Consider the following 17,946-nt stretch of genomic DNA (forward strand, 5'->3'; position numbering starts at 1 on the left):
TTATAAAATACTTCTTTTTTATATAAGGTACATAAGTCCACGAAAGCGGCTTGGAGGTTGTGACAAAGATGGATTACGGAATTTATGGGTTAATCATTGGAATCATCGTCGTCGTATTAGGCGGCATGTTGGGGAGTATGCTCATTCGAAGGAATTTTTACCAAAAAATCGATGACTTGGATATGAGGAAACAGAGTGTGCTCAGCGCGAGCATCCCGGTTGAACTTCAGAAGTTCAAGCAATGGCCAATGGAAGGGGAAACGAAAGAAAAGTTCGATCGTTGGCATCAATCTTGGGATGAGTTGGTCAGTGTGCATGCAGGTCAAATCGATGAAGCGCTATACCGAGCCGAGGAAGACTTGGACAAATATCGCTTTATGAAAGTGAAGGCGGACTTGAATGCGACAGAACAACTTATCGAAGAACTCGAGACGATGGTACACGCCATGCTCGATGAGATGGATGAGTTCACGACACACCACACTTCGCTCATGGACATCGTGAAGCAAGACGAGAAAGAATTGTATCAGTTCCGCAAAACATTGAATTCACAAAATCATGCGTTCGGCCCGACGTATGCGCTTGTCGAGCAAGAGATTGCTGCCGCTGAGGCGAAGCGCAGTGAAATGATCAACTTGAAACAAGTCGGTCAAGTCTCTGAGGCGTTCGAGACTGGACAAGCCTTATCGAACCAAGTCGGTCATATCCGTGAATTGATTCGAATCATCCCGCAATTCGTACGTACAGTCCAAGTAGAGTTGAAACAACAACTTCAACAGTTACGGGCTGGACATAAAGAAATGCAAATGGACGGGTATGCGCTCGAACCGCTCGGATTAATGGAAGAAATCGATCAAGCGGAAGAACGTCGTGAGGAACTGATGGCTCGCATCGAACGATTGGAATTTGATCATTTCGAAGAGGACATGCAACAGTTGAGTTCCGATATCGACCAGCTGTTTGAGGCGTTCCGAACGGAAGTCGATGCACGCCAATATGTGAAGAAGGAATTTGCGACGATTCAGGAACGTGAACGCCAGTCTTCCGAAATCATGGGCAACCTGCAAACAGAAATGTCTCGACTCGTCAGTAATTATGAGATCAACGCTCGTGTCGGCGAGGAGTTTGAACAGTTAGAACGCGAACGGACGACGCTCACGGCGAATGTACTTGATATCGAGCAAGCGCTCGTCGCCCAAATGTTGCCGTATAGCATGATTAAATCGAAAGTCCAAGAAGCGAAACGTTCGCTCGATCAATTCAATGCCATGCATGAGCGATTCATCGAGGACACGAATTCGTTACGTAAGGAAGAACTCGAAGTACGACATAAGCTCGAAACGTGGAAGAAAGAATTGTCTGCGCACCGCCGCCTCTTGGCGAAAAGCGCGATGCCTGTCGTCCCGAACGATTTATCCAACGACTTACGTCAACTTCAAAAAGGCGTCCAGTCTCTAGATGAACAGTTCGATAAAGCGCCATTCAATATGACTTATATCGTCGGACTCAGTCATGATGTAGAGGAAATGATGGATCACTTCCGCGACCGTGTCCATGCGCTGATTCGTCAAGTGACATATGCTGAACAGTTGTTACAATACGCCAACCGATTCCGTCGTCGTGACAACGAAGTGCACATCGCTTTGACACTCGCAGAAAACAAGTTTTTGCACGGAGAGTATGGTACTGCCGTTGAAATCGGTGAGCGTGTGCTCGGCCGCTTCGAAGAAGATGGGGCGCATGAGATTCGTCGACGCGTCGATCAAGGGTTAGAACAGCAAGAACTGCTAAAAAAATAAACGATGCATGAAGATTGACGGAAACGGGAAAAACGTAGACGTCAATCTTTTTTCAATCAAGGAGGAATCGTCAGATGGGTACGTTATGGGTTAATGGGAACATCTATACGTTGAATAAACCGGGTGAAATGATGCGGGCCATGTTTGTGGAGCATGGACGAATCTTAAAAATGGGCGAAGAGGGTCATCTCCGTCGTACATACGCCGGTCGGATTGAAGAGATTGTGAACTTAGAAGGAAAGAGTGTCTATCCTGCTTTCACAGACTCGCACATTCACCTTGTCGGTTACGGGGAAGCGCTAGACCGTGTCGATGCAAGCGAGGCGATCAACCTTCGAGAATTACTTGAGACGATGAAACAACAAGGTTCAGATGATGAATGGGTGGTCGCAGAAGGATTTGATGATCGATTACTCGGTGAAATGCCGACGCGAGACATGATTGATGAAGTGATCTCGGATCGTCCCGTCGTCTTGAAGCGTGTCTGCCGTCATGTTGCGGTCGTGAACTCGAAAGGACTCGAGCGCCTTGGCTTGATTCATCACACGGTCATCGAAGGCGGAAAGCTCGGCCGGGACGAGGAAGGGAAGTTGAACGGTGTCTTATATGATGCCGCGCTCGACCTCTTATATAAAGAACTGAGTGGGAATCGGAAGAAAAATGCTGCCTCACTCCGACGTGCCATCGACTCGTTGTTCGCACACGGGATCGTTGGTGCCCACACCGAGGACTTGTTTTATCATGGTGACCCGTTAGAGACGATTCAAGCGTATGAGGACGTGCTAGATGAATTACCGTTCCAAGCGCATCTTCTCGTTCATGAACAAGTTGTGGACCGTGTCATTCAACATGATGCGATGACAAAACGAAAACGGTTTGACTTTGGGGCGATGAAACTGTTCGTAGACGGCTCGTTCGGGGGGCGGACAGCACTGCTCTCAGCACCGTATGCTGATGACCTGGCTCAGCGAGGGATCGAAGTGCACCGACCGGATCATTTGGAAGCACTCGTGAAAAAGGCGCGTACGTACGGAATGAACGTCGCGGCTCACGTGATTGGGGATGCGGCCGTCGAACAGTTTGTCAGTCTGCTTGAGAAATATCCAGCTAAAAAAGGAACGCGGGACCGCATTATCCACGCTTCCTTGTTAAACGATTCACTGATCAAGCGCATCAAATCCTTGCCTGTTCTAATCGATGCGCAACCGGTCTTTCTTTCTGACGACTTAGATATGTTGTTTGAACGATTAGGAAATGAACGCGTTCATGATGTGTATCGCTTCAAGTCACTTCTTGATACGGGAGCGTTGTTGCTTGGGGGAAGTGATGCCCCGATCTCATCCGTTGATGTTCGGAAAGGGTTGTTCGGAGCGATAGCGAGACAGTCGTTTAAGGGTTCGAGCACGTTAAATCCGAGTGAGCGTCTATCGATGTACGAGGCGCTTCGCAGCTTTACGTATTCACCGCATGTCGCCACCGGTACACACGGAAGAAACGGGTTATTGATCCAAAGTTACAACGCGAACTTCACCGTGTGGGACGAGGACTTCTTCCTATTACAAGGGGAGGACATTCTTCACAATCGTTTAGCCATGACGGTCGTCGAAGGAAAACCGGTATATGAGGCGGAAGTCGTCACATCGTAAATAAAAGAGGAGCCGATTGATCCCAATTAGGGTCAACCGGCTCCTCTTCTTGATTAGAAGAATGAACGTTGTACTTTATGCCAGAACGAGTTCGTGCGAAGTTTGACGGTCTTGATGACTTTGTCAGAAAGTTCGATGTCGATCCGGTCTGTGTACTTCAAACTGAGTGCTTCATTATCCATACCGATGATCGGGTAATCGTTTCCGTCTTCAACGATGCGAAGTGATAGCTTGCGCGATTCGTGTACGATAAACGAAGAGCCGAGTGTGCGGTAACGGTTGTTGTTGACCGAAGCGATCTCGCTGACTTGCATACATGGGATGAGTGGGTCGACGACCGCGCCGCTCAACGATTTGTTATAAGCAGTCGAACCGGTCGGAGTCGACACGACCATTCCGTCCCCACGGAATGTCTCAAAGTGCAAATCGTCGATATAAACCTCGATTGCGAGTGATTTGATGATGCTCGATTTAATGGAAGCTTCATTTAAACAAAGAAGCGGTGTCGATTCGTTAATCGATGCGGAGAGAAGTGGATATTTGCGTACTTCGAGACCTTCTTCGATTCGCGTCGAGTTGTCCGAGAAGAGGCGGTCGACTTCATCGAGTTTATGTATGTCAAAGTCACAATAAAACTCGTTCAATCCGCGTCCGAATCCGACATAGATGGCATCCTGACGAAAACCTGTATAGCGGACAGCCTGTAAAAAGGCACCGTCTCCACCAACCGCAGCGATAATATTCGCATCTTCTGGTTGATTGACGATGTTAAACCCATGTTTTTCCCCGATTTCTTTTAGCTTCTTCACTTCTTTAGTGAATTCGTTGACGTTACGATGGTACAAATAGACGTTATTTCTCATCTGAGTCATCCCCTTTGTCAATGGTGTCCCCCTTATTATAACGTGTTTCCTTCAACCAATATAGGGAAAACTGAAACAGAGCCAAAAGCAGGAAGTTTGTCAAAGGCTCAATTTCATCGATATGATGAGAAGGTAACTACAACAAAGGGGATGAGTTCATGCCAACATTTAAAGGGAACAACGTGACATTACAAGGAAATCCAGTGAAAGTGGGAGACCAAGCACCTGACTTCCGAGTGTTGACGACAGCTTTAGAAGAAGTGACATTAGCAAGCTATCCGGGGAAAAAATTGATCAGTGTCATTCCTTCAATTGATACAGGCGTATGTGACGCACAAACGCGTGAATTCAATGAGAAAGCATCATCACTTGGCGGAACGGTCTTGACTGTGTCGAACGACCTCCCATTCGCACAACGTCGTTGGTGCTCGGCTTCAGGTCTTGACAACGTGGTCACGCTCTCTGATCACCGTGATCTATCATTTGCGAAAGCGTACGGCGTATTAATTGAAGAAATGCGTCTCCTCGCTCGTTCTGTGTTCGTCGTCGATTCAAACGGCGTCGTCCAGTACGTTCAATATATGGATGAAATGACAGACGAAGTTGATTTTGAAGCAGCGCTTCAGGCATTCGAACAAGCGAATTGATTCGTTTGGCGAAATTGATTAAAATAGCTTACACTAGTACGTGAACCGACCGGTCCTCTTATGGGGGCCGGTTTTGTATGGAAAGGATGAACGAAAATGGAACGTTTTGAACAACTGTATCGTGATTGGAAGAAAGAAGCGAAAAAACTTGTCAACGACCTTGATGTATTACCGATTGAGGCACTCGTGCAAGTGTTTGACCATGTCGACATCGAAAATGAGAAGATGGATGACGTGCGGAAAGCTATCAGTCTACTTGTGCTTGAAGAAACGACGCAACTCCCACCGAACAACCAACCGACTCCGGATGCGGTCAGTTTGTTCATGGGCTACTTGGCAACGAAGCTCCTCAAAGATGGTGCGACGATTCTCGATCTTGGGAGCGGCACAGGCACGTTGACACATGCGGTCCTCTCGCAATTGAAAGAAGCGACGGCACAAGCGGTCGAAGTCGATGAATTGTTGCTTCGTCTCTCTTATTCGATTAGCAATTTATTAGGAGAGCCGGTTTCATATTTCCATCAAGACGCGCTCGCCCCGTTGTTTGTCGAACCGAGTGATTTGTCACTTGCGGATCTACCGATCGGTTACTACCCAAATGATGAAGTCGCGGCCGAATACGACATGAAACGTAATGAAGGGCATGCCTATTCTCATTTCTTGATGATGGAACAGGCGATCCGTCATACGAAACCGGGTGGACACGGATTGTTCGTCATTCCGAACAATTTGTTTGAACAGGATGATGAAGGGAAATTAAAACAATGGATGGACCGTGAAGCGGTTGTCAAAGGTGTGATCCAACTTCCGACGACAATGTTTAAAGACGAACGTTATGCGAAAAGTTTGTTGCTCCTGCAAAAAGTGGGGGAAGGCGTCACACGCCCGAAACAAGTCTTATTCGTTGAGCTTCCGTCATTCACAGACGTCCGAGCGGTTGCCAATGTAGTGAAACAGATTGATGATTGGTTCAAAACAACGCAAAAATAATAGACAAAATACTTGAAAAAGGTATTCAAAATCAAGTATCTTCATTATGATACAGTTATCAGTTTTAAATTGAACAGATAAAGAAACGCGTTTAAAACGAAAGGTAAGAGGTGTATGACATGACGAAAATTATGGCAGTCAATGCTGGTAGTTCATCGCTCAAGTTCCAGTTACTCGAGATGCCAACGGAAGAGTTGCTCGCAGTCGGATTGGTTGAGCGTGTAGGGAAAGAAGATGCAATTTTTACAATCAAGTACGGTGAAGGACAGAAGTTCAACGTGGTCACGCCACTTCACACGCACAAAGAAGCGGTTGAATTGACGCTAGAGAAACTGATCGAACTTGATATCATTCAATCGTTCGATGAGATTTCTGGCGTAGGTCACCGTGTGTTACACGGGAAAGAGTTGTATGCGGATTCGGTTGTGATCGATGACGAAGTCATGAAGAACATCGAGTCTTTCACAGAGCTCGGACCACTTCACATCCCACCAAACTTGACTGGGATTCGTGCTTTCCAAGCAATCTTGCCAAACGTTCCACAAGTTGCGGTATTCGACACGGCATTCCACCAATCGATGCCAGAAGAGAACTTCTTGTACAGTCTCCCGTACGAATACTATACAGAGCACGGTGTACGTAAATATGGTTTCCACGGGACTAGCCACAAGTATGTGACACAACGTGCAGCAGAACTTCTCGGTCGTCCGCTCGAAGACTTGCGTTTAATCTCATGTCACCTCGGTAGCGGTGCGTCAATCGCAGCCGTTGCAGGTGGTCGTTCAATCGATACAACAATGGGCTTCACACCGCTTGAAGGAATCACGATGGGAACTCGCTCAGGTTCGCTTGACCCGGCCCTCATCCCATTCTTGATGCAAAAAACAGGGAAGTCTGCTGAAGACGTCTTGAACGTCATGAACAAAGAGTCAGGTGTTTACGGTCTCTCTGGTATTTCAAGTGACTTACGTGACATCGAGCAAGCGGCTGCAGAAGGAAACCACCGTGCAGAAGTATCTCTCAAAATCTTCTCAAACCGTATTCACGGTTACATCGGTCAATATGCCGCTGAAATGAATGGTGTCGATGCCATCATCTTCACAGCGGGTGTCGGTGAAAACTCGGATGTCATCCGTGAGCGTATCCTTCGTGGCCTCGAATTCATGGGCGTCTACTGGGATCCTTCACTTAACAATGGTGCACGAGGCAAAGAGTTATTCATCAACTACCCACACTCACCAGTTAAGGTCATCATCATCCCGACGAACGAAGAATTGGTCATCGCGCGCGACACGGTTCGCATTGCAAACCTCGTTGAAGAGCACGCATAAGATCACTCAAACCCACGTTACCTCGCGTAACGTGGGTTTTTTTGAGGCTTTTTTCCTAACATACTGGAGGAGTGATAGGACAAATGATTCTTCACTTTGTAACATTAGATGCATGTAATATATCATTTTGTAACATTTGAGTCATGAAATAACCATATATTGGATGATTATTTATATTAATATCTCTACTTCGTTTCAGAAATGCGATTTAAAGCAAAGAATCGACTATTTTGACATCAAGTTGTAACGTTCGTGACATTTAAATGAACCGTAAGTGTAACGGCACTGCTACATATTTCATCATATAGTTATCTGGACGAAACATTCGATGTACAGATCATCGATGACACGATCTGAATTAAGGGAGGAACGATTGCATGCTTAAAAAGTTAGGATGGATGATGCTAATTACGATTTTAGTTTCAACGCTTTTCCTGCCACAATCGCAAGTGCAAGCTGCCTCTTCAAATAAAGTTTATGTCGTCAGTAAAGTAAACGATTTAAATATCCGTTCAGATGCACGAATGGGTACAAAAATCTTAGGCAAGTTAAACAAAGGTCAAAAGTTACAACGTTTAGGTTCAAAAGGAGCCTGGACACAAGTTTATTATAAAAAGAAAAAAGCATGGGTTGCGACAAGTTATGTCACGACAACAGGAGCGAAGAAACAGTCTGTCGGCAAAACGTACACGATGAAAGCATCTGCGTATACACCTTATTGCAAAGGCTGTTCTGGGAAGACGGCTCTCGGTTGGAACGTTCGTACACAAAAACGTAATGTGATCGCGGTCGACCCGCGTGTCATTCCACTTGGCACGAAAGTTCAAGTATACGTAGGGAGCAAGTTGTTAGGAACGTATACGGCTGCAGATACTGGCGGCGCCATCAAAGGAAACAAAATCGATATCTTAATGTACTCGCACAGTGCGGCGATTCAATTCGGTCGTAAAACGGTTACGGTCAAGGTGTTGTAATAAAGAAAAGGGGTCTTGCGATTGCGCAAGACCCCTTCTTTTAGGATAAACGATTATTGACGGACGATGAGCACGTCGCACTTCGCATAGCGGACGATGCTTTCTGAAACACTTCCGATAAAGAAGCGTTCGACAGCGTTCAACCCAGTCGCGCCACAAATAATAAGATCAATATCATGGTTAGGAGCAATCTTTTTAGCGATTGTCACTTTTGGAGAACCGTATTCGATCACGGTCTCGACTTCTTTCACGCCACGTTCTTTGGCACGGTTCACATAGTCTTCGAGTAACTCTTTAGCATACGTTTCTGCGCGTTCGGTAATCGTCCGATCGTAGGCTTCAACTGTCGCGAATGTACGCGTGTCAATCACGTGACCTACATACAGTTTCCCTTCGTTACGAATGGCGACATCGATTGCGGTCTCAAATGCACGTTCCGCCTCTTTAGAGCCGTCAACGGCAGATAAAATGTGTTTGTATACAATTGCCATGTAAATCCCAACCTTTCGCTCGAATTATACGTTCGGCTTACATATATAGTATACCACTTCTTTCAGATTTCACGCTTTTTCGTCATGAAAAGGAGTGAATTTTTTCATAGAATTGTTCACGACATGTCCAAGTTTGGAATTCACGTGAAAGAACGGGTAAAATAAGGCGGAGGAGGTTGGACGATGAAACATGTAATGATTACTTCTGGTGCGAAAGGGATTGGGCGTGTCGTGACAGAGCGTCTGTTGCAAGATGGCTGGCACGTCAGTATTCTGCAGCGGAATCCGATTGATTGGGAACATGAGCGGATACATATGATCGAGGCAGGGTTGACTGACCGTAAACAGCTGCTCTCGGCCTATGAGGAAGCAGTCGAGCGGTTTGGTGAACCGAATGCCTTAATTCTAAATGCGGGTCCATACATTTTTGAACGGAAACCGCTCGTCGAATTGACGGATGAGGAGTGGGATGAAGTGGTGACAGGTAACCTGTCTGCCTCGTTTTGGTTGATGCGTCGCGCGATTCCTGCGATGCGCTCTAATCGTTTCGGGCGCATCATCTCATACGGGTTTCCGGAGAGTGCATCGGCTCCCGGATGGATTCACCGTTCAGCGTTTGCGGCAGCGAAAACGGCACTCGTCAGTTTGACGAAATCGGTCGCTCTTGAGGAAGCGCCTTTTGGGATCACGGCAAATATGGTCAATCCAGGAAACATCGTCGGATCTCAAAAAGAGATGCGTATCGAGGAGGCGGAAATCGATGAAGGGACTCCAGTCGGACGACACGGAACTGGAGAGGATATCGCACGACTCATTTCCTTCCTATTACATGAGGAATCAGATATGATCACGGGTGCCGTCATCGATGTGACCGGCGGGGTCAACGTGGTGCATCAGTATCGAAAGTGAGGGGGAGAGCGATGAAGATTGGGGTTGTGACTGACGTTCACGGAAATCTAGAGGCGCTAGAGGCAGTCCTTCATGCGTTAGATACAGAGCAGGTCGACATCATCTGGTCACTCGGTGATATGATTGCGATGGGGCCGGACTCAAACGCGGTCATGGAGAGATTGATTGACCGCGGGGCACACATGATTTCCGGTAATCACGATGAAGCAGTCGTCTCGCTTTTAGCCGGACAGGGCCATCCAGAAAGTTATGCGCATACGCGACCGCATCACGAGTGGGTCGCGCGTCATCTTCAATCTAGATATGTGGATGTTCTTGAGTCTCTTCCACGGACAATCACGGGTGAGTTGGCTAGTCAAAAGGCATTCGGCATTCATTACCATATCCCGAGCGAAAAGCGTCAAGCTACCATCGTCGAAGAACCATTCCATGATATTCTAGAGCCGACACTTGAAAACATGCAACGGTTGTATGGAGAGTACGATGGGGATGTCATCTTATTTGGTCATCACCACCCGGTTCACTTATTCCAAGACGAGAAGAAGCGGTACGTCAATCCAGGTGCGCTCGGTGTCGCCCGAGATGAACTTGCGCGGTTCGCGATTTTATCAGATGGAGAAGATGGGATGCAGATTGATCTGCGGGCTGTCCCTTATGATAAACGAACATTTCTAGAAAAAATGGAACGTTATGAAGTTCCGCAACGAGATGTCATGTTTCGATTGTTCTATTGAAGAGTGCGTAAAAAGGTGAGGTCCTTGGACCCCACCTTTTTCTTATTGAATCTCTTGAAGTGTTTTCGGATAGCTCGTCAATGTAATCGGACCGCTCTCTGTCATGACGAGGTCATCTTCGATGCGGACACCACCTACGCCCGGTAGATAAATACCTGGTTCGACGGTAAACGTCATCCCGACTTGAGCTGTCATGTCATTGTTCGCCGCCATCGATGGATGTTCATGAACTTCGATTCCGATTCCATGACCGATACGGTGCGTGAAGTACTCACCGTATCCAGCGGACGTGATGACTTGACGGGCTGCGATATCGATCGCTCCGAGCGTCGTGCCAACGTTCGCCATCTCGATCGCTGCTTCTTCTGCTTGTAATACCGTTTCGTAAATTTCACGTTGTTTCGTACTCGCTTCACCGAAGACGACCGTTCGAGTGATATCTGAGCAATACCCTTGCCAGACGACACCGAGGTCGAACAAGGCGAAATCGCCTTTCTTCAAACGGTTGTTGCCTGGTACACCGTGAGGGTCAGCGCTGTTTTCACCGAACAATACGAGTGTGTCGAATGACATTTCACGAACGCCTTGTTGTTTCATCGCATATTCAATGTCCGCGATGACTTCGAGCTCGGTCACGCCTTCACGAAGTGACCGAATTCCTGCTTCGATTGCCATATCTGCAAGTTCAGCGGCACGTTTCATTGTACGTACTTCATCCGGTGATTTGATCATGCGTAACGTTTGGAGTTCGTCTGTCAAATCGATAATCGACAATCCGGCAAAACCAGCGCGGAGGTGCTCGACACGATTGAATGTCAAATGCTCGCCTTCAATCCCGATACGCTCAGGAACGATTTGGTTATCAAGGAACAACTTGACGATTTTATCCCACGGATTCTCATGGTCCATGTACGTCACGATTTCACCTGACCAGTCACTCGCTTCGACAATTCCTTTTTCAAGGGCAGGACAAATGATGGCAGTTGTCCCATTCTTTAGGACGAGGATGGCGATCAGCCGCTCGTGGGCTTCTGCGTATACTCCCGAAAAGTAAAATACAGATGCCTTTGACGTGACGAATGCCGCGTCTAATCCTTTCGTCGCTAAAGATTGTGCAATTTGATTGGTGCGTTGATTCAAGATGAATCCCTTCCCTTCTCACTCTTACGTTGACTACTCGTCTATTATAGCTGTTTCGAAAACAGAAAGGAAATGTTGCAATTTGATTAGTACAGTTTGAACAAGTTTGACTGATACAGTATACTAAAAAGAGTAGAAAATGTATTGAGAGAAGGGACTCCGCGTATGACCACAAAACATGAACAGATCATAGCACATATCGAGTCACTCGATGTTGGGTCAAAAATTTCGGTCCGCCAAATTGCCAAAGAGTTAGCTGTTTCAGAAGGGACGGCTTATCGGGCCATCAAAGAAGCTGAGAACCTGGGCTTCGTCTCTACCATCGAACGTGTAGGGACGATTCGGATCAAGCGTAAACAGAAAGAGAATATTGAGAAGCTGACATTTGCCGAAGTCGTCAATATTGTCGATGGACAAGTGTTAGGTGGACGAAATGGTCTGCATAAGACATTATCTAAATTTGTCATCGGAGCCATGAAATTGGAAGCGATGATGCGTTATATCGATGTCGATTCACTCGTCATCATCGGAAACCGAGAGAAGGCGCATGAACTCGTCTTGCAGTCCGGCGGGGCCGTGTTGATCACAGGGGGATTTGATACGACGGATGAAGTGAAACGAATGGCGGATAAGTATGATATGCCCGTCATCTCGACTTCTTACGACAGCTTTACCGTCGCAACGATGATTAACCGGGCTATTTATGATCGACTCATCAAGAAAGAGATTCTTCTTGTGTCAGATATCGTCATTCCGCTTCACGACACGTTTTATTTGAAATCGGATGACACGGTGAAACGTTGGCACGAATTGAATGAGCGGACGAAGCATAATCGTTATCCGGTCATCGATGAGCAGATGAAGGTGGTCGGGGTGATTACTGCGAAAGATGTCATCGACAAATCGCACGACTATGACATCGAGAAAGTCATGACAAAGAGCCCGATTACGGTCGGCGTCCAGACGAGCGTGACCAACGCTGCGCACCAGATGGTATGGGAAGGGATTGAGATGCTCCCTGTCGTCGATAACTATGGTCGCTTGCTCGGAATCATCAGTCGTCAAGATGTGTTGAAGGCGTTGCAACTTGCGAATCGTCAGCCGCAAGTCGGTGAAACGTTCGACAACATGATCACGAACCAATTGAAAGAAGATCCCGCGTCGAACGGTACGGCGTTCACTGTCGAGGTCGCACCGCAAATGACGAGCCATATGGGGACCGCGTCATCAGGGGTGTTGACGACTTTGTTAGTCGAAGGGGCGACGCGCAGTCTGCGTCATATGAAAAAAGGTGATTTGGTGGTCGAGAACATCACCGTCTACTTCATGAAACCGATTCAGATTGAGAGTCAGATTCGAGTGTCGGCAAACGTCTTCGATCTTGGGCGGAAGTTCGGGAAAGTAGACGTAGAAATGACACAAGGTACACAACTTGTCGCCAAGGCGCTTGTCACGGCACAGTTGATTGATCGGTAACTTAAAAGAGCACCGGCTACACGAGTAGCGGGTGCTCTCTTTTTATGAAGGCGTATTCGTCGGTTCTTCTGCGGCGAGCGGATAGATTTTCCGGTAACGGATAAATCCAACGACCGCATTGCCTAAGCCGACGACCAACATGACGATACTGACAATCCAACCGACCGATGAATTCAAACCGAATCCACCAACCATTTGGTTCGCGGCGAATAGCGCGAGGAATAAACTTAACCAGATTAAAGCTTGTGTATTGAACAAGGCTTTACGGTTTGGCGTCTTTGTCAAAAAAGCACGACGCTTGAAGACAAGGTACGCTCCGAGCGCGAACAAAATGAGTCCAATCATGACAAGTTGCAAGTGAAGGAACCCCTTTCTTTCTCGTAATCTGTTATCATCATACCATAATAGTGTGTAGGAAAGTGAGGAATCATCATGTGGGCATGGGCGAAAGCGGATTCAATCAAAACAGAAATCGAGGCGGCTGACACCATTTTTATTCATCGACATGTCAGACCAGACCCAGATGCATTGGGGAGCCAGCTCGGGCTCCAACGTATTTTGAAGTCGGTTCATCCGGATAAAAAGATCTATGTAGTCGGCGGTATGGTGCCCGACCTTGAATTTTTAGGAAAGATGGAACACGTTGAGGAAGAAATGTATAAGGATGCGCTCGTTTTGATTCTAGATACAGCGAATCAGGAACGAATCGATGGACCATATGCGTTAAAAGGAAAAACAATCATTAAAATCGACCATCACCCTGATGAAGACCCGTATGCGATGACACAAATCGTGGACACCACGGTCAGTTCGACGTCCGAGATGATTGTGGAGTTGGCGAACATTTGGGATTATCCGATCGATCAAGAAGCGGCCTTCTTATTATATGCCGGTATCGTAGGTGACACGGGGCGCTTCCAGTTCCGGAATGCCACGGCACGTACGTTTGAGATTGCTTCGAGATTGATTGACAAAGGCATCGATACGAACAAACTGTACCGACACATGTATAAGACCAACTTAGCGACGCTACAGTTACAAGGGTACGTGTTACAGCACGTCAATGTCACAGAAGAAGGCGTCGGGTATGTGAAGATTGATAAAGATGTGCTCCGGACGTTCCATGCGTCCCCGGAAGCGGCATCGCAACTCGTCAATAGCTTCTCTGGCCTCGAAGGATTGAAATGTTGGGTCATGTTTGTCGAAAACAAAGAAGAGATTCGTGTCCGGATTCGGTCGAAAGGACCTGTCATCAATGAAGTGGCGAAGCGTTACCGTGGTGGTGGCCATCCGATGGCGTCAGGTGCCACGATTGATACGTGGGATGAAATGGATGACGTCATTGCTGCTTTGAATGAAGTGGCAGGAGAGTTCACGTTTGAAGAAAATGAAGAGAGCTGACCACGGTCAGCTCTCTTCATTTGTCTCCGTTTTCTTGTGGGATAAACCACGTGCCGCGGTCGGTCACATCTTCGACGACATCGAGTTGATATTCTGCAATATACTTTCGAAGTCGGTCGATGATTTCAGGACTGTCCGCAAAGACGGTTTGACCGTTCTGTAATTTTTCTAACTTATCGCGCGCAATTTGTCCCCGATTGATAATCATACGCTTTTGCCCCCTTTTGTCGTGAGTTTTGTCTATAATTATTGTATCAGAGAAGTGGAGAATTGAGTTTGACAATATCATTAAATAGAGAGGAGGACGAAGATGATTCATCTTAATGTCAGAACTGCTTATAGCTTACTACAAAGCACGATTCGACTAGAACAATATGTGATGCAGATGACAGAGCGAGGGAGTCGCGCGGTCGCCATCGCAGACGATGCCTTTTATGGTGTGCCGTCGTTTCTATCCTACTGCAAACGCTATGGGGTGAAGCCGCTCATCGGACTGAGAACCGTCCTTCGACTAGACGGGCTTGATGTGTCGGTACTTGCTTATGCATCGAACGAAGCAGAACTACAAGAGCAATACCGAATCATCAAGAAAGGCGGGATCGATGAACGTACGACGATGCCCCTCATTGTCCTACCGGAAAACTGGAAAGCGAGCGACCCGGTCCATCGACGTCGTCTTTATCATCAACTGCTATCTTTTGTAGACGAGAACAGACTATGGCTCGGTCTCCCGGCACCGCAGACGACAGAACAGGTACAACTGTTAAAGCAACTTCGCATGATGAAAGAAGAACTCGCCGTCCAATTGATTCCGGTCCCTGAAACAAGATATATGCGACCTGAAGATGTGGAGGGTTTCCGGGCAATCTCTGCCATTCGAGAAGGCGAAGTGATGTCAGAGGAGGATGTACGTCAAAAAGGTCTGCATGTCCGGCTACCAAGCGAGATGAACGACTGGTTCACTTCAGAAGAATTGGGCGAGCTTGAGCGTTTTGAAGCACTGATTCAACTCGAGCATCTTCCACAAGCGGAAGGCGCGATTCCAGAGTTACCGGACGCTGATCAAAAGTTGAAGCGGCTCGTCGGTGAACGGTTAAAAGCGATGGAACTGATGAAAGAGCCGTATATCGGACGAGCGAAGTTTGAGCTTGACGTCATTGCCAAGACCGGGTTTTCTTCGTATTTCCTGATTGTCGAAGATATCATCCGATTCGCCCGTGAGTCCGGGATCGAGGTCGGTCCAGGTCGGGGGTCGGCGGCCGGCTCGCTCATCAGTTTTGCACTGCACATTACAGAAGTCGACCCAGTTCTCTATGGCCTCCTATTTGAACGGTTCCTCAATCCGGAACGCGTCTCGATGCCGGATATTGACTTAGATTTTGAAGATGAGCGTCGGGAAGAAGTCGTTTCATACGTGCTATCGAAATATGGGGATGCTCATGCGGCGCAAATCGGGACACTCGCAACCTTTGGGGCAAAGGCGGCCATCCGTGACGTCGCGAGGGCGCTCGGCATGACGTTAGAAGAGGGGCAGGCTGCAAGTAAACAAGTGAAATCAGGTGGGTTGGACGAATTGATGGCGAATCCAAAACAGATGAAATGGTTCGCAGGTAGCCAGAAGCGTCAACAGTTGATTCGGATTGCGAAACAGCTAGAAGGGTTGCCACGTCAATCATCTGTACACGCCGCTGGGGTTGTACTCAGTCGTCAACCGATTGAAGACGTGACACCGCTCCAACCCGAACTTGATGAGCATGTGACCCAATATAATATGAAGGATTTGGAAGAAATCGGGCTACTCAAAATTGATTTGCTCGGGCTCCGAAATTTGAGTCGCCTTCGTCAAATGGAGGAAATGGTCCGCGAGAGTGACGCGATGTTCTCCTTGAAGACCATTCCCTTACATGACGCCCGGACGTACCGATTATTAGCAAGAGGAGAGACGGACGGGATCTTCCAGTTTGAGTCGTCGGGTATGAAACAGGCGTTGCGCCAAGTCAAACCGACAGAGTTTGAGGATATCGTCGTGACGATGTCGCTCTATCGACCAGGACCGATGCAGTTTATTGAAACGTATGCAAAACGAAAACATGGTATGCCATATCAACCGATTCACCCGGACGTCGAAGAAATCATGAAGTCGACATATGGCGTGCTCGTTTATCAAGAACAGGTCATGCGACTTCTTCGAAAACTCGGTGGATATTCATATGCCGAGGCGGATTTGGTCAGACGAGCGATTGCCAAAAAAGATACCGGTACGATTGAACGAGAACGAGAGCGGTTTTTACGTCAATCTGAAGGAAAGAACCGAGATGTCTTGTCACAAATCTTCTCTTGGATTGAAAAGTTTGCAGGGTATGGGTTTAACCGTTCCCATGCGGTCGCCTACAGTTTGATCAGTTATCGATTGGCTTACGTCAAAGCGCATTATCCACGTGTTTTCCATGTCGTGACGTCGGAGAAGACAAGTCAACTCGTGAGACTATTGCGTAAAGACAAAATCCCTGTGTATCCGCCCGATGTATTGCACGGACATGCCGAAGCGACACTTGAAGGTCCTGGCGTCCGTCTTGGGCTTAAAGCGATTCAAGGACTGACGAAACGAGACGTCGAACGACTCATCGAGCTGAATGGACAGCTAAAAGATGTCCGAACTCTTCAGGAAGCGATGGAATGGAAGAGTAAAGATCAATTGAAGTTGAGACGTTTGCTAGGAGCTGGGGCGCTTGACCGCATGTATCACGGTGACCGGACGAGTGCGTTTGAAGCAGTCGAACGTTTACGTGAAGAGGCCGGTACGCACTTCTTACCAGATGAACTGTCATCACTCGGGCTTAAGCAGAAAAAAGCGAAAGAGCCAAACTGGTCTGAAGAAGAGCGGGAAGCACTCGGAACATGGGTTGTGCACTCTCCACTTACGACGATTCCTGACGTGGGCATCGAGCCTTCTACGATTGAAGACGTTGTGCACGGGACGAACGGGTATCTAGTCGTGTATGTGGATGACGTGCGTACGTTCATGACGAAAAAGCAAGAACGAATGGGTGTCATAATGGTAGATGACGGGATGACGCAAGAAGAAGTCGTCGTCTTTCCTAGAACCTTCGCTCAATTCAGTCGCTCCCTCTACGTGGGTAACATTTTGTTGCTTGAAGTTCATTCGAATGAACGGGATGGACGTAAACAATTGATTGTCGAACGTGTGCGTCCATTACATGGTCAAGCTTTGTTCGTAAGGCTCACGTTAGATCGATTCTCTGAACTAGAAGATTGGATTCAGCGTGCGCAAGGAGATGTTCCGGTCGTCTGTCGGTTCACGGATTCGAAAGAAGTGAAACAACTGGCATCCGCTTTTTCAATCAACCCGAACGAGGAGTATGTCGCAGAGGCGAAGAGACGATTCGGAGAAGAGAATGTTGTGTTAAAACGAATCGATCTAAAAATGGTTGGTCCAGAAACTAGTGCCAAGTCCTAAAAAGTGATATAATCGCACTAATTGGTCTGACCACTTAAGATTGATAAGTGATCCAAATAAGGGAGTT

Annotated in this window: 16 protein-coding genes; 11 read left to right on the plus strand and 5 right to left on the minus strand. The window is 47.4% G+C overall.

The genetic code is table 11. The features are described 5' to 3' along the window. The first annotated feature begins 68 nt into the window (after positions 1-68). Both ezrA and ACQKD4_RS04335 read left to right on the plus strand, forming a co-directional pair. The gene (gene ezrA / locus ACQKD4_RS04330; RefSeq protein ID WP_214693268.1) at positions 69-1,799 is read left to right on the plus strand and encodes a septation ring formation regulator EzrA; all 1,731 of its coding nucleotides are present in this window, start codon (positions 69-71) and stop codon (positions 1,797-1,799) included. A gap of 74 nt (positions 1,800-1,873) precedes the next feature. Then, positions 1,874-3,445 (plus strand): amidohydrolase, encoded by a 1,572-nt coding sequence (locus ACQKD4_RS04335; protein ID WP_427372567.1) that lies wholly within the window; start codon positions 1,874-1,876, stop codon positions 3,443-3,445. 53 nt (positions 3,446-3,498) lie between these two features. On the opposite strand, the gene ACQKD4_RS04340 is transcribed toward ACQKD4_RS04335, so the two are convergent. Then, entirely contained in the window at positions 3,499-4,317 is an 819-nt protein-coding gene (locus tag ACQKD4_RS04340; RefSeq protein WP_214694006.1) for an NAD kinase, read from the minus strand. 149 nt (positions 4,318-4,466) lie between these two features. Here ACQKD4_RS04340 and tpx point away from each other — a divergent pair, with 149 nt between their 5' ends. The 4 genes from tpx (at position 4,467) to ACQKD4_RS04360 (ending at position 8,250) form a co-directional block, all read left to right on the plus strand. Beyond that, positions 4,467-4,955, plus strand: coding sequence for a thiol peroxidase (gene tpx, locus ACQKD4_RS04345; protein WP_214746441.1), 489 nt, complete (start codon positions 4,467-4,469; stop codon positions 4,953-4,955). A 96-nt stretch (positions 4,956-5,051) separates the two neighbouring features. Then, positions 5,052-5,945, plus strand: a complete 894-nt coding sequence (locus ACQKD4_RS04350) for a class I SAM-dependent methyltransferase (RefSeq protein WP_427372568.1) — start codon at positions 5,052-5,054, stop codon at positions 5,943-5,945. Positions 5,946-6,064: 119 nt separating this feature from the next. Beyond that, the gene (locus ACQKD4_RS04355; protein WP_214693261.1) at positions 6,065-7,276 is read left to right on the plus strand and encodes an acetate kinase; all 1,212 of its coding nucleotides are present in this window, start codon (positions 6,065-6,067) and stop codon (positions 7,274-7,276) included. Between the two features lie 377 nt (positions 7,277-7,653). Beyond that, entirely contained in the window at positions 7,654-8,250 is a 597-nt protein-coding gene (locus tag ACQKD4_RS04360) for a 3D domain-containing protein (protein ID WP_214795643.1), read from the plus strand. Between the two features lie 53 nt (positions 8,251-8,303). On the opposite strand, the gene ACQKD4_RS04365 is transcribed toward ACQKD4_RS04360, so the two are convergent. Then, positions 8,304-8,741 carry a universal stress protein gene (locus ACQKD4_RS04365; RefSeq protein WP_012726732.1) on the minus strand — a complete coding sequence of 146 codons (438 nt, stop codon included), beginning with the start codon at positions 8,739-8,741 and terminating at the stop codon, positions 8,304-8,306. 183 nt (positions 8,742-8,924) lie between these two features. Here ACQKD4_RS04365 and ACQKD4_RS04370 point away from each other — a divergent pair, with 183 nt between their 5' ends. Then, positions 8,925-9,650: an SDR family oxidoreductase gene (locus ACQKD4_RS04370; RefSeq protein ID WP_427372569.1), complete on the plus strand. Its 726-nt coding sequence runs from the start codon at positions 8,925-8,927 to the stop codon at positions 9,648-9,650. An 11-nt stretch (positions 9,651-9,661) separates the two neighbouring features. Next, complete coding sequence (locus ACQKD4_RS04375) at positions 9,662-10,384, plus strand: metallophosphoesterase family protein (RefSeq protein WP_427372570.1); 723 nt, start codon at positions 9,662-9,664, stop codon at positions 10,382-10,384. Between the two features lie 42 nt (positions 10,385-10,426). Here the strand turns inward: ACQKD4_RS04375 and ACQKD4_RS04380 are convergent, their stop codons facing one another. Further along, on the minus strand, positions 10,427-11,524 hold the full coding sequence (locus ACQKD4_RS04380; protein ID WP_214874551.1) for a M24 family metallopeptidase: 1,098 nt from the start codon (positions 11,522-11,524) through the stop codon (positions 10,427-10,429). A gap of 165 nt (positions 11,525-11,689) precedes the next feature. On the opposite strand from ACQKD4_RS04380, the gene ACQKD4_RS04385 reads away from it, so the two are divergent. Then, positions 11,690-13,000, plus strand: coding sequence for a DRTGG domain-containing protein (locus ACQKD4_RS04385; protein ID WP_074033433.1), 1,311 nt, complete (start codon positions 11,690-11,692; stop codon positions 12,998-13,000). Positions 13,001-13,042: 42 nt separating this feature from the next. Here the strand turns inward: ACQKD4_RS04385 and ACQKD4_RS04390 are convergent, their stop codons facing one another. Next, the gene (locus ACQKD4_RS04390; RefSeq protein ID WP_074033432.1) at positions 13,043-13,357 is read right to left on the minus strand and encodes a YtpI family protein; all 315 of its coding nucleotides are present in this window, start codon (positions 13,355-13,357) and stop codon (positions 13,043-13,045) included. A gap of 75 nt (positions 13,358-13,432) precedes the next feature. Between ACQKD4_RS04390 and ACQKD4_RS04395 the strand changes: the two genes are divergently transcribed. Beyond that, entirely contained in the window at positions 13,433-14,401 is a 969-nt protein-coding gene (locus ACQKD4_RS04395) for a DHH family phosphoesterase (protein ID WP_214782187.1), read from the plus strand. A gap of 16 nt (positions 14,402-14,417) precedes the next feature. Here ACQKD4_RS04395 and ACQKD4_RS04400 read toward each other — a convergent pair whose 3' ends face one another. Further along, complete coding sequence (locus tag ACQKD4_RS04400) at positions 14,418-14,609, minus strand: hypothetical protein (RefSeq protein ID WP_074033430.1); 192 nt, start codon at positions 14,607-14,609, stop codon at positions 14,418-14,420. Positions 14,610-14,711: 102 nt separating this feature from the next. Between ACQKD4_RS04400 and dnaE the strand changes: the two genes are divergently transcribed. Beyond that, the gene (gene dnaE / locus ACQKD4_RS04405; RefSeq protein ID WP_427372571.1) at positions 14,712-17,879 is read left to right on the plus strand and encodes a DNA polymerase III subunit alpha; all 3,168 of its coding nucleotides are present in this window, start codon (positions 14,712-14,714) and stop codon (positions 17,877-17,879) included. Positions 17,880-17,946: the final 67 nt, after the last annotated feature.

Source organism: Exiguobacterium sp. NPDC077395, from assembly GCF_050269125.1.
Lineage (GTDB): Bacteria > Bacillota > Bacilli > Exiguobacteriales > Exiguobacteriaceae > Exiguobacterium > Exiguobacterium aestuarii_A.